Source organism: Bacillus sp. AK128 (assembly GCF_053903075.1).
In genome coordinates this window covers 2,578,571-2,591,062 of the sequence record NZ_CP096379.1, presented here as the reverse complement: position 1 = coordinate 2,591,062, position 12,492 = coordinate 2,578,571, and the positions used below count along the sequence as shown (strand labels likewise).

General features: G+C 35.5%; 12 protein-coding genes and 1 pseudogene. 11 read left to right on the top strand and 2 right to left on the bottom strand.

The window, feature by feature from the left end:
* The first annotated feature begins 17 nt into the window (after positions 1-17).
* The 8 genes and pseudogenes from M1D60_RS12870 to M1D60_RS12835 all read left to right on the top strand — a co-directional run bounded on the left by M1D60_RS12870 (position 18) and on the right by M1D60_RS12835 (position 6,736).
* Complete coding sequence (locus tag M1D60_RS12870; RefSeq protein WP_456275275.1) at positions 18-188, top strand: hypothetical protein; 171 nt, start codon at positions 18-20, stop codon at positions 186-188.
* Positions 189-694: 506 nt separating this feature from the next.
* The gene (locus tag M1D60_RS12865; RefSeq protein WP_456275274.1) at positions 695-1,804 is read left to right on the top strand and encodes an alpha/beta hydrolase; all 1,110 of its coding nucleotides are present in this window, start codon (positions 695-697) and stop codon (positions 1,802-1,804) included.
* Positions 1,805-1,928: 124 nt separating this feature from the next.
* Complete coding sequence (locus tag M1D60_RS12860; protein WP_456275273.1) at positions 1,929-2,462, top strand: helix-turn-helix domain-containing protein; 534 nt, start codon at positions 1,929-1,931, stop codon at positions 2,460-2,462.
* 14 nt (positions 2,463-2,476) lie between these two features.
* Positions 2,477-3,424, top strand: a complete 948-nt coding sequence (locus tag M1D60_RS12855; RefSeq protein WP_456275272.1) for an alpha/beta hydrolase — start codon at positions 2,477-2,479, stop codon at positions 3,422-3,424.
* Between the two features lie 38 nt (positions 3,425-3,462).
* Positions 3,463-4,608 (top strand): annotated as a pseudogene (locus tag M1D60_RS12850) (acyltransferase family protein).
* 22 nt (positions 4,609-4,630) lie between these two features.
* Positions 4,631-5,179, top strand: coding sequence for a hypothetical protein (locus tag M1D60_RS12845; RefSeq protein ID WP_456275271.1), 549 nt, complete (start codon positions 4,631-4,633; stop codon positions 5,177-5,179).
* 5 nt (positions 5,180-5,184) lie between these two features.
* Complete coding sequence (locus tag M1D60_RS12840; protein ID WP_456275270.1) at positions 5,185-5,877, top strand: aspartate/glutamate racemase family protein; 693 nt, start codon at positions 5,185-5,187, stop codon at positions 5,875-5,877.
* Between the two features lie 46 nt (positions 5,878-5,923).
* Positions 5,924-6,736 carry an undecaprenyl-diphosphate phosphatase gene (locus tag M1D60_RS12835; RefSeq protein ID WP_456275269.1) on the top strand — a complete coding sequence of 271 codons (813 nt, stop codon included), beginning with the start codon at positions 5,924-5,926 and terminating at the stop codon, positions 6,734-6,736.
* A gap of 159 nt (positions 6,737-6,895) precedes the next feature.
* Here M1D60_RS12835 and M1D60_RS12830 read toward each other — a convergent pair whose 3' ends face one another.
* Complete coding sequence (locus M1D60_RS12830) at positions 6,896-7,684, bottom strand: VOC family protein (protein WP_456275268.1); 789 nt, start codon at positions 7,682-7,684, stop codon at positions 6,896-6,898.
* Positions 7,685-7,801: 117 nt separating this feature from the next.
* Between M1D60_RS12830 and M1D60_RS12825 the strand changes: the two genes are divergently transcribed.
* From M1D60_RS12825 to M1D60_RS12815, 3 genes are all read left to right on the top strand, one after another.
* Positions 7,802-8,974 (top strand): CdaR family transcriptional regulator, encoded by a 1,173-nt coding sequence (locus M1D60_RS12825; RefSeq protein WP_456275267.1) that lies wholly within the window; start codon positions 7,802-7,804, stop codon positions 8,972-8,974.
* Positions 8,975-9,098: 124 nt separating this feature from the next.
* Complete coding sequence (locus M1D60_RS12820; RefSeq protein WP_456275266.1) at positions 9,099-10,223, top strand: glycerate kinase family protein; 1,125 nt, start codon at positions 9,099-9,101, stop codon at positions 10,221-10,223.
* Between the two features lie 15 nt (positions 10,224-10,238).
* The gene (locus M1D60_RS12815) at positions 10,239-11,594 is read left to right on the top strand and encodes a GntP family permease (protein WP_456275265.1); all 1,356 of its coding nucleotides are present in this window, start codon (positions 10,239-10,241) and stop codon (positions 11,592-11,594) included.
* 39 nt (positions 11,595-11,633) lie between these two features.
* Here the strand turns inward: M1D60_RS12815 and rluF are convergent, their stop codons facing one another.
* The gene (rluF, locus tag M1D60_RS12810) at positions 11,634-12,347 is read right to left on the bottom strand and encodes a 23S rRNA pseudouridine(2604) synthase RluF (protein WP_456275264.1); all 714 of its coding nucleotides are present in this window, start codon (positions 12,345-12,347) and stop codon (positions 11,634-11,636) included.
* Between the last annotated feature and the right edge of the window lie 145 nt (positions 12,348-12,492).

Below are 12,492 nucleotides of genomic sequence, written 5' to 3'. Positions count from 1 at the left end.
TTGAAAGGAGGAAAGTGATGGAAGTTAATATGAGTTTAGATGAAGTGGTTGTAGGAATTAAGAGGCTTAGCGACTTGGAAGAGAATCTAAGTAAGAAGAAAGTTAAACAGGCTCATCCTGAGTTAATGAGAAACGCATTACACTATTTTCCTAATTGGGAAAGTGCAATTAAACAAAGTATTTCATAAAACAAAAAGGTATCTGATTACAGGTCAAATCTCATTTTAACCATACAGTCTTCAATACATAAGGACAGGAATCTCACAAAAGATCTTGTCCTTATGTATGGGATACACATTAAATAACAGAGGTTTCTGTTCTTTTGGTATAATATGTTTAAATATAAAAACTAGTTTCATAAAACAATAGTTTTCCGCTTATTAAATCAACCCACGAAATCAATCAGATTCTAATGAAAAATAAATTCATATATGGCCAATAAGATTGATACAAACACAAATATGGAAATAAATATTACAGTATTCCTAAACCCTTTTTCCTCAGTTTTGTTCTTGTTACCTAATCTTTCCCTATATATAATCTGGACTTTCTTTTGTTTAAAATTGGATTTCCTTTTTGTTTTCTCCATTCAAAACACCACCAAATAATATAAGTATTTAAAACAATATCATATAAAACTGTAAATGTCTTCCATCATTAGAGTGTGAAATATAGAAACGGGGATTTGTTAAAAATGACAATAGATACGAATTATGAAGAGCTTGTAGCAATACTAAATAGTGAACAGGAGGTTATAGTTACAAAAAGCCTACAAACGCTAGTTAAGAATATTCCGGATCTTGATAGAAAGGGTGATTTTGACCCGCGTGTGTTGAAGAACGTAAAAAAGCAATTTGGAAACAAAGTGAAAGTAGAAAATAGAGAAGCTCCCAGTCAAATTGAGACTAATGACATCCCGATTGAAACGATTCGAGCTAATATGGGGTGGCCAAATAAAGATATGACAAAAACTGAAATTAATGTTACATATCGAACAATGGAAGTTAATAACAGTAAGATTCGGATTAGAATTTATTCTCCGAAGCATGAGTCAAATCTACCTGCCATACTATATTTCCATGGGGGTGGATTTATTGGTGGCTCTTTAGATACTGTTGAGAACCCTTGTAAGGCTTTGTCAGAAAAGGCAAATGCTATCGTCATTTCAGTTGATTATAGACTTGCTCCAGAGTACCCTTTTCCACATGCTCTTAATGATTGCTATGAAACTGTAAAATGGGTTTATCATCATGCCAACGAGATGAATATAGCCAGAGAAAAAATATCTGTGTCTGGTGATAGTGCTGGCGGTAATCTAGCGAATGGTTGTTCAATGTTAGACCGAAATGAACAATCTAATATGATAAAGTTTCAAGCATTAGTCTATCCAGTAGTTTTAATTGGAAACCATGAATCATTTAAATGGAAAATCAACGAGTACTCCGTTCACCACTATCATGAGTTGGTTAAGAAGGCAATTTATGCTCTTGGCTCAGGTAAAGATTTAATTGAAAGGCTATACTTACAAGGTAAACAGGAAAACACAGATCCTTACGTGTCACCTTTATTAGCAACTGACTGTAGGGGACTCCCAGAATCATTAATTATTACTGCAGAGTTCGATTATCTTAGACTTGAGGGCAAAGCATATGCAGAGAAGCTAGCAAGCTTTGATGTGAATACAAAATACATACAATATCAAGGAATGGACCATGCCTTTATTGATAAGTTTGGCATTTATCCTCAGGCAGAAGACTGTATAGATGAAATTGCTAAGAGCATTCACAGCATCTTTCACAGTTAACAAAAGCTGTTTATCCGCAGCTTTTATTTTTTTGCTTAAAACACAAAAAGCTATTTACATTTATTGGTTTATCATTTATATTATCATTATTGATAATGATAATAATTGATAAGGAGAAAGAATTATGGGTGAGTCGAAAGCAGACATTCTATTACATCCGGTTAGGATGAGAATTATTCAATCACTAGTAAGCGAGTCATTAACCGTGCAACAGATGAAAGACCGGTTACCAGATATACCACAGGCAACATTATATCGTCACTTGAAAAAATTGTATGAATCAGGCACAGTTTTTGTCATTGATGAACAACCAGTAAGAGGAACCGTTGAAAAACTTTATTCTCTTCAAGCAAAGGAAGCTAATATAACCAAAGAAGAACTAAATGGATACACCAAGGATCAATATATCCAACTTTTTATGAAATACATGGCTAATCTTTTATCCGAGTATGAAACCTATGTATCTCAAGAGTCAGTCGACTTTGAAAAAGATGGTGTCTCGCTGAGGCAAACCTCTCTCTATCTATCTGATGAAGAGTTTCAACAGTTTATAGTGGAAATTAGTCAAGCTTATGCCAAGGTGGTACAAAATTCACCTTCTCCAGAAAGAAAGAAACGAACGTTTGCTAATTTAATAATACCAAGTAAAAAATCATAAGGGAGAGATTAAGAATGAAAGAATTAGAAATAACTATACCGGCTGATTTTCAATTAAAGGGTACAATCGCATTTCCTGACGAAGGGACTCAAAAGCTACCTGCAGTCCTAATCATTGCTGGATCAGGAAAAGTAGATCGAAATGGGAGGGTCAGTAAAAAAATCGACCTTCAAGTATATCGTCAAATGGCCCATTTCATCACTCAGCTAGGCTTTGTGACACTGCGATATGATAAAAGGGGTGTAGGTGAAAGTTCTGGTAATTACATTGAAACTGGACTTTGGGATTTAGTTGATGATGCTAAAGCAGCCATCCAATTTTTGAAGAATCGTCCTGAAGTTGATGCTAATAAGGTCATTGTTTTAGGTCATAGCGAAGGAACAACGATTGGAACAGCAGTTGCTGTGAGAGAACCTGTTTCAGGGCTAATTCTATTAGCAGGTGCTGGAGAGAAGATGGAAGAAGCTCTATTTCGACAACGTGAAATCGCTGCTATGGACATGATGAATGCCAAAGGGTTTCTTGGATGGTACTTAAGATTACTCGGAGCACATAAAAAGGTTGAAAAGCAGGCACAAAAATTCACTGAAAAAATGATGGCATCTAATGAAGATGTAATGAAGATTCAATTTCAAAAAATCAATGCAAAATGGTTCAGAGAACATTTTGATTATGATGTTCGTGAAGACCTTACAAAGGTTGACATTCCCGTTTTAGGTATTACTGGTGCACGAGATATTCAAGCAAATCCTGATGTTGTTAAAAATCTTCCAAACTATGTATTAGAGGAATCGGAGTATCATGTCATAGAAAATATGGGACATTCTTTGAAGTTTCAGGCAGAAACATCCAACATGTTTACAATAAAAAAAGATCTTATCAAAGAAGCTAATTTACCCATCCACCCGGATCTTGAAGCTGTATTGAAAAATTGGCTTGATAAGCATTTTATGAACAGGTAAAATTTACTAGTAATGTACTAAGTGAAATGTAGGGGTGTATGATGAAGAAAAACGATGCTTTCCAGACAAGAAGATATGATTTAGATTGGATACGTGTTATTGCAACTTTATTCGTTTTTCTTTATCATTGTTCAATGTTTGTTAATCCGTTCCCTTGGCATATTAAAAACGAAGAACTAAATTCTACATGGATTTTAGTTTTTTCTCTATTTGTTGGTTCCTGGATCATGCCCATATTTTTTGCTCTTTCAGGTATTAGTATGACCTATTCGTTAAGCAGGAGAGAAATCCCGTATTTGTTAAGAGAACGATTGGTAAGGTTAGGTATTCCACTTCTTATGGGGGTATTTCTCTTAACACCTCCACAAATCTATATTGAAAGAATAAGCAACAACCAATTTAAAGGTAATTTTTTTGAGTTTTATCCTCATTTTTTTAATGGTATCTACTAAGATTTTGGTGGGGTAGGAAATTTTGCTTTTTTTGGTTTACATTTATGGTATCTACTAGTTTTGTTGGTTTTTTCCTTCCTATGTATCCCTCTATTTAAAAAAATTCCAAGTTTTCAAAGAGTAGGTCCAATTCATTTTTTAATTCTGCCTTTTTTACTATTTATAGCAGGAGTGGTTCATACACAAAAACTTGGCGGATGGGATTTGTTTATTTACCTCCTTATTTTTATTTATGGGTATTATTTCTTTGCTAGCCCTTCATTTTCACGGGTGAATTCATCACTAGCAACATATATAATCATAACCGCGATCATAACAACGCTGATTTACATCATTTGGTTTATGAATTCATACCCAAAACCTGGTACTGTTGAAGATACAATTTTCTATGGAATTCGCGTACTTAACTGTTGGAGTATATTATTACTCATATTCGATTTGGCGAAAAGGTACTGTTCCTTTAACCATCGGTTTTTACAATATGGCAGTGAAGCATCCATGCCATTTTACGTTTTACATCAGCCTGTAATTGTAGTTATTGGTTACTTATTATATGATTTAACTTGGGCAATTTCTATAAAATTAGTCGTATTGATTATTGCCTCTTTTACAATAAATCTATTATGTTATCATTATGTAATTCGCCATTTTTCTTTTACTCGACTTCTATTTGGGTTGAAACCTAAAGAAGCGAAGCCTGTCAAACAAGTGGAACATGTATCATTTAAATGACGTCGAATTACGGAGTTGAGACATGAAGAAGGTTATTGTAACTGGGCTACTCTTTGTATTTATAATAGGCTGTAATTTTGAAACCTTTCAGGAAGAACCTTATCAAGGTAAGGAAGATATAGAAGGTTTTGTTGAAACAGAAGAATATGAAGAATATGCTAAACCGATCACGGAATATATGTATTACCGTACTCAATCTGTTTTGAAGAACGATATTAAGCTACTTTGGGATCATTACCCTCTATTAAGAGAAAACAGCGATCCTCAAAATGGTGTTAATATAGAAGGATTTGAAGTGGAATCCTTAAATGAAGGTTTTAACTTACTTGATGCTAATTTTAACATTGAAAGCTATGATCAGTTGAAAGTAAAAGAAATATCAAATAATGAAGTAATTGTTCTCGTTCATGGCAGTATCTCCTATATAAGAGAAGACTTTACTGTTTCAGGAGGAGAATACTTAATCAAGGTGTTTTTAGGCTGGGAAGATAATAAATGGACAGTCAAAAAAACTGATGAATATACATTACCTGAATATAAAGAGTGGCAAAAGAATCAAGAAAGGGAGTAACTATTTTGAAAACAATCGGCTTAATAGGTGGGATGAGCTGGGAATCTTCAGCAGAATATTATCGAATAATAAATGAAGAGGTAAAAAAGACACTAGGGGGTTTACATTCGGCATCATGTCTTTTATATAGTGTTGATTTTGAAGAAATTGAACGGTATCAAACAGAAGGGGATTGGGTAAGTGCTGGTAATAAGCTTGCTGAGGTGGCCCAGTCATTAGAAAAGGCAGGGGCGGAGTTCATTATTATATGTACTAATACGATGCACAAAGTCATTCACTTTATAGAAGAAACCATAAACATCCCAATCTTACATATTGCAGATGCAACAGCGAAAGAAATTCAAAAGTCTAATATTCAGAAGGTAGGTCTACTTGGTACAAAGTATACAATGGAACAGGACTTTTACAAGTCACGTCTAGAGTCCAATCATCTCCATGTTATAGTGCCAACAGCAGAGGATCGAAACGGTATAAATAATATTATCTTTAACGAATTATGTGTAGGTAAAATTGAGCAAGAATCAAGGGATTATTTAAAGAATGTGATTCTTCGTTTAATTGACAATGGAGCAGAAGGAATCATTCTTGGTTGTACTGAGATTGGTTTGCTCATTAAATCTGATGATGTAAAAGTACCAATATTTGATACAGCTGTGATTCATGCGATGGAGGCTGTTCAATTTTCATTAATAAAATGATAAGGATCTTACATAGACAGAAAGAAAACGAATTTAGGAGGCCTCAATGGAAGAGCTAATCACAATACTTAAATATGCTTTTTTGGGTGCGTTACAAGGATTTACGGAACCAATCCCTATATCCTCAAGTGGTCATTTGGTCTTAGCACAAGAGTTTTTAGGACTAAGTGTGGCCGAGGATGATTTTAGTTTTGAAGTTTTAATGAATTTTGCATCATTACTTGCAGTAGTTCTTATTTACCGAAGTGATTTAGTAAGGTTAACAGAAAATGGTCTTAAGTACATGACTAAAAGAGATGCAGTCTATAAAAATGATTTTATGTTTATTATTTTCCTTGTAGTTGGTACGATACCTGCTGCTGTAATCGGATTATTGTTTGAAGATCAAATTTCTGCATCATTTAGAGGGATTGCTCCGATTGGAGGGGCCCTACTAGTTACTGGTTTAGCGTTGTGGTTGATTAGAAATTTAAAAGGACGAAAAGGTGATCGAAACCTCACCTTAAAGGATGCAGTAATCGTAGGTTTAGCTCAAGCTGTCGCGTTAATACCAGGAATAAGTAGATCAGGAGCAACCATCGTTGCTGCGATGGGAATCGGAATGAAAAGGGAGACAGCGTTACGATATTCATTTTTACTATATATCCCTGTAAGTTTAGGAACCATCGTGTTAAAGATAAGCGATATGAATGTTGGAGACTTATTGATTCCATATATAATTGCGTTTATTTTTTCATTTGTATTATCATACTTCTCACTGAAATGGTTTATGGGTCTAATGGAACGGGGCAATTTGAAATATTTTGCGTATTATTGTTTTGTGGTTGGATCACTCATATTATTCATAACGTATATGTAGTTAGAAAACTAAGGGATTGTCGTTGTGGCAGTTCCTATTTTTTTGCTATAAAACACCAAGATCACATAAGGGATACAGCTAGATAGATTATAAATGTTGAAGCATAATCAACCTATTGGGCTTGATTATGCTTAACTAAAGTACAAAGATAATATAATGTTAAATTGAATAAAGTCCACCGTTTATCTCTAAGACTTGATCCTGATCTACGCTTGTTATTCCACATATAAATGGCCTTTCTCCTCTTGCTTCCATAATTTTCTGTAATTCCGGGCTAGTAGGTTCGTAAAATCTCAAACTAAAATCCTTCAGAACAAGTTCATAAAAAAAGCCAGAGCTGTCTTCTAATAATTGAACAGAGACAGGTATATCTAATAGCGTTGCATATTTGTGAATAGCTGAGTTTCCATCCTTAACAACGAAGCCAATATAAGAAATAGTGGAGGCTTTATTTGAGTGTACCATCAAATTACTCATTTCTTCAGTTCTCATTTGATCATCTTTTCCCCATTGAATAAAGAAGGGCGAACGAAGTAATTGTTCATCTTCACCTTTAATAAATAGCATTGCCCAACTAAGAACCGTGCCGTCCTCTTTCTTGCGACTTCCTTCCACAGGTCCAATTGTGTTAATTCCTTTTTCCTGTAAGGAGTTCTTCAATTTGTCAATGTTATCGGTTCGAAATGCCAATTGTGAAAATCCATCCAATGATGAATCCTCAACAATCTGTTGAATTAATACATTCTCAGACGTTTGAGCAATACTTTGGTCCGTAAACCCAATCCATTCAATATAGCGAAGGTTTTGAAAATAACAAAGTGAATTATATGTCCCCCAGTTCGGGTGGTTTCCGCCTTTGATAGCTTGGAATCCTAGCTTTTGAAACTCTTTTCTAGCTTGATCAGGTTGGTCAGTGAAATGTACAAGATGATCGAATGTAATCGACATGGTCATCCTCCTTTTTGAACACTCTCTTTTATAAAATTTTGTAATAGATTGATAAAATAGTCAAACAAATACTTAGGGAATGGTAAACTAGAAGAAAAATGTGGTGGAGTATTATATATGAATATTACACAGGAGTTAGCATATCCAATTATTCAAAGACTGGCTCGAACAGTTAAACACAATCTTAATATTATTGATCATCAAGGCGTCATTATTGCTAGTACTGATCCAACTCGACTCCACGCCATTCATGAAGGTGCACAAAAGGTATTAGAGACGAGGGAATCCCTTATTATTGAAAAAGAGCAGACTTGCAAATTTTTAGGAACTAAAGAAGGGGTTAATCTACCGATTGAGTTTATGGATGAAATTATTGGAGTGGTTGGAATCACTGGTAATCCTGCTCAATTAATCCAGATTGCAGAAATGACGAAAATTACTGTAGAGCTCATGCTACAGCAAAATTATATAAGAAGACAGGCTCATATCGAACAACAACTTATGGAATCGTGGATTACTGAGCTAATTGGTTCAAATGAAGTAGATGAGAAGAAATTAGCAAAACATGCCCAACATTACCTTGATATTAATGTTAATAATACTTTAGTTGTTTGTCTATTAAGGGTTCCTGATTTATTTTTGCAAAACAATTTAGAAGGCTTTATTAAAAGAACGGAAAGCAAGGAATCAATATATAGAGTACTAGGTCAATGCAAGCAAGATTTAAACCTTGTTTTTTATGGGACAACGCTTGATCATGATATAGTAATTGGAATTGCACTTGATTCATTAACAACTGAAATTGATGCAGCTAATAAAATATTCACGAGATTATCCAATCAAAATCAGCAGCTATTCAGTCAAGCAAAACTAGCTATTGGAAACCGAAATCATTCTATTAGAGGAATTCAAAAGTCATATGATGAGGCAAGACAAGCGTTAAATCTTATGAATAAATTCAATAGGCAATCTAGTACAAGCCAAGTTAATGAGTGGGGAATGATTAGACTGTTAGATCAGGTGCCAGTTGAGATAAGAGAAGAATATTTAAGGCAATATCCATTTGATAAACTTGGACCGGAGCTTTCAGAAACACTAGACGTATTGTTTGAATGTGATCATAACCTAACTGAAACCGCAAAAAAACTTCATGTTCATAGAAATACATTGTCTTACCGATTGGATAGCATACGTCAAATAATAAAACTTAACCCCAAATCAGGAAATGATTTATCAATAATCTATACACTTATGATTCTTCAAAAATTATCAGAAACAAAAACTAGCTAATTTGGTCATTTGCACAATGGAATGACCAAAAAGGCTGTTTTTTTTTGACTCGATTTCCAATGATTTTATTTTCGAAATATTGTTAAATATTAGATAGTATATATAAACAGAAAAGGTGTTGATTATGAATATTATTGTTGCACCAGATTCCTTTAAGGGAAGTTTATCATCATTAGAAGCAGGCTCATCTATTAAAAAAGGAATCCTTAGTGAAATATCGAACGCTAATGTTGAAGTGATTCCAATGGCCGACGGAGGTGAAGGTACTCTCGAAACTCTTTTATTTGGTACAAATGGTAAACGCTTTCAAGTTAATACGATGGGCCCACTTGGTGAGAGAGTAGAAGCTCAGTATGGAGTTTTAGGAGACAAGGAGACGGTTGTCATTGAAATGGCTCTAATTTCTGGATTACCAATGGTACCTGAGGAAAAACGTAACCCACTAAATACAACAACTTACGGAATTGGAGAAGTCATCCAAGAGGCGATTAACTCTGATTATCGAAAGTTCATTATTGGTCTAGGTGGAAGTGCAACCAATGATGGAGGACTTGGAATGCTCCAGGCACTTGGAGTAACTTTTCTCGATGAATATGGAAATCGGGTTAGCCCTTTTGGAGAATCAGTAAAAGATGTCGCAATCGTCGACTTCTCGACTCTTGATGCTAGAGTAAAAGATTGTCACTTTCAAATTGCAAGTGATGTCGAAAATCCGCTTTGTGGTCCAAACGGAGCAACTGCTGTTTTCGGACCGCAAAAGGGTGCGGGGGAAGAAATGATAGAAGAGCTTGATGCTGCGTTATCTAAGTTTGCAAGTTTAGTTGAAAAAGAGCTTAAATCTTCATATCAGAACCAAGAAGGAGCAGGGGCAGCGGGTGGACTTGGTTTTGCCTTCTTAACGATTGGTGGAGAGATGATCTCCGGCGCAAAGCTAATCGGGGAAGCAACAGATCTGAAAACTAAAATCTCTAAAGCTGATTTAGTGATAACAGGAGAGGGACAAAGCGATGAACAGACTCTCCTTGGTAAAGTACCTGGATATATAGGCAAACTTGCATCTGAACAAAATGTAAACGCTATATTAATCTCTGGAAGTCTTGGAAAAGGTTATGAGCCATTATACGAATATTTCCTAAGCTGTGATTCAATTGCAACAGGCCCGATGTCTTTACAAGAATGTATGCTACATGCAGAAGAACTTTTATATAAAAAAGCAAAAAATATAGCTAGATTACTAGCCAAAAGGTAAATAGGGGGAATAGTCATGGAAGGTCCATTATTGTTTTTAGTCATATTAATAGGTGTTGCGTTTATCGTGTTTGCAACAGCAAAGCTAAAGCTACATCCGTTTTTATCTTTATTATTTGCTGCCTTTCTAGTCGGTATTTTAGCTGGCTTGCCATTAGCTACAATTGTAGAAGCTGTTAATGGTGGCTTCGGTGGATTGATGGGTTATATTGGGATCGTCATTGTAGCAGGGACAATTATTGGAACTGTTTTAGAAAAGTCTGGTGCTGCCCTTCGAATGGCAGAGGTAGTGCTTCGTATCGTTGGGGAAAAACGACCTCAGCTAGCAATGTCTCTTATTGGAGCAATAGTAAGTATTCCAGTATTTTGTGATTCAGGTTATGTTATTTTATCAAGCCTAAAAAAATCATTAGCAAGAAGAGCTAAAGTTGCTGTAGCCTCTATGTCAGTGGCACTTGCAACAGGGCTTTATGCAACACATACACTTGTTCCACCAACTCCAGGGCCTATTGCCGCAGCGGGTAATATTGGAGCGAGCGATTATTTAGGAACGATTATTTTAATCGGTTTAATTGTAGCCATTCCAACGATTATTGCTGGTTATATTTGGGCAATGAAAGTAGGTACAAAGATTGAGGTTGAGGGAGAAGGTGAGTTACAGCTTGATTATGATGAAATCGTTAAATCATTTGGGGCACTTCCTTCTACAGTAAAATCGTTTGCACCAATTGTTCTTCCAATTGTATTAATAGGTCTAGGGTCATTCATCAGTTTCTTGAAGCTTGAAGGTTCATTTGCTAACTTTTTGTTATTCTTAGGTTCTCCGTTAGTGGCTTTACTAATTGGGGTATTAGCTTCATTCTTCTTAATGCCAAAATGGAATGAAGAAACGTTGTCAGGCTGGGTTGGCGATGGCTTAAAGGATGCGTCAACAATCCTATTAATAACTGGCGCAGGTGGAGCATTTGGTCAAGTCATTAAGTCAACACCTGTTGCAGAATTAATTAAAGGATTTGCAGATGGTGGTTTATTAACAGGGGCACTTGTTTTAATTATCCCTTTTATTATCGCAGCTGCACTTAAAACTGCTCAAGGTTCATCTACAGCAGCACTTGTGGTCACCTCAACTTTAGTGGCACCATTATTACCGCAAATGGGAATCGAAGGAGCACTTCCTTTGGCATTAGTGGTAATGGCGATTGGAGCAGGGGCAATGGCAGTTAGTCATGTAAATGATAGCTATTTCTGGGTGGTTAAAGAGTTTAGTGGTATGAAGGTTACAGATGCTTATAAAGCACAAACAATGGCGACCTTAGTACAGGGCGTGACAGCAATTATCACTACTATGATTTTATGGATGATCTTAGTTTAAAATAAGGTAAAAGCTCCCTTCAAAGTGAAAGGGAGCTTTTTACATTGTATCTCGATTCGGTTCATAATTGGTATCCTTGAAGAGTTGAGCTAACTCTTCGTTTGTAAGGTCTCTCCACTTACCAATAGGTAGATTGCCTAATTGAATATTCATAATTCTAGTCCGTTGAAGCCTTTTCACATTATAGTCAAAGGCGGCACACATCCTACGAATCTGGCGGTTTAGTCCTTGCGTTAAAATGATTCTGAACACATACTTAGACTCTTTATAAAGCTTACAAGGAAGTGTCCTTGTATCAAGTATTTCAACACCCTCGGCCATCCCTTTTAAGAATTGTGGAGTAATGGGCTTGTCTACTGTGACGATATACTCCTTTTCATGTTTTCCTTCAGCACGAAGAATTTTATTAACAATATCACCATCATTTGTCATTAAAATCAAACCGTCCGAATCTTTATCAAGCCTGCCAATCGGGAATATACGTAAGGGATGATTAACAAAATCAACAATATTTCCTTTTATATGTTTTTCTGTTGTAGAAGTAATCCCTACAGGTTTGTTTAGCGCAATATAAACTAACTTCGGTTTACTTTTTATCGGTTTGTTGTCAACTCGGACCTCGTCACCTTCTTCTACCTGACTACCCGGTTCAGCAAGCTTTCCGTTAATCGTTACCCTGTGATCTGCTACCCACTTATCCGCTTCTCGTCTAGAACATATTCCAGTTTCACTTATGTATTTATTAATTCTCAAAGTTAACCCACCTTGATCTATCTATTTTCTATTTCAAAGTATACCGTAAATTTAAATGAATTCATAATACGAATGCCGGCTTTTTAATTACATTGTCGTCAAATTCCCCGAATGATAAAATTAAGAAAATAGAAGAGAACATTAA

Coding starts and splice junctions, on each gene's coding strand:
- M1D60_RS12870 (WP_456275275.1), top strand. CDS start 18: ATGGAAGTTAATATGAGTTTAGATGAAGTGGTTGTAGGAATTAAGAGG.
- M1D60_RS12865 (WP_456275274.1), top strand. CDS start 695: ATGACAATAGATACGAATTATGAAGAGCTTGTAGCAATACTAAATAGT.
- M1D60_RS12860 (WP_456275273.1), top strand. CDS start 1,929: ATGGGTGAGTCGAAAGCAGACATTCTATTACATCCGGTTAGGATGAGA.
- M1D60_RS12855 (WP_456275272.1), top strand. CDS start 2,477: ATGAAAGAATTAGAAATAACTATACCGGCTGATTTTCAATTAAAGGGT.
- M1D60_RS12845 (WP_456275271.1), top strand. CDS start 4,631: ATGAAGAAGGTTATTGTAACTGGGCTACTCTTTGTATTTATAATAGGC.
- M1D60_RS12835 (WP_456275269.1), top strand. CDS start 5,924: ATGGAAGAGCTAATCACAATACTTAAATATGCTTTTTTGGGTGCGTTA.
- M1D60_RS12830 (WP_456275268.1), bottom strand. CDS start 7,684: ATGTCGATTACATTCGATCATCTTGTACATTTCACTGACCAACCTGAT.
- M1D60_RS12825 (WP_456275267.1), top strand. CDS start 7,802: ATGAATATTACACAGGAGTTAGCATATCCAATTATTCAAAGACTGGCT.
- M1D60_RS12820 (WP_456275266.1), top strand. CDS start 9,099: ATGAATATTATTGTTGCACCAGATTCCTTTAAGGGAAGTTTATCATCA.
- M1D60_RS12815 (WP_456275265.1), top strand. CDS start 10,239: ATGGAAGGTCCATTATTGTTTTTAGTCATATTAATAGGTGTTGCGTTT.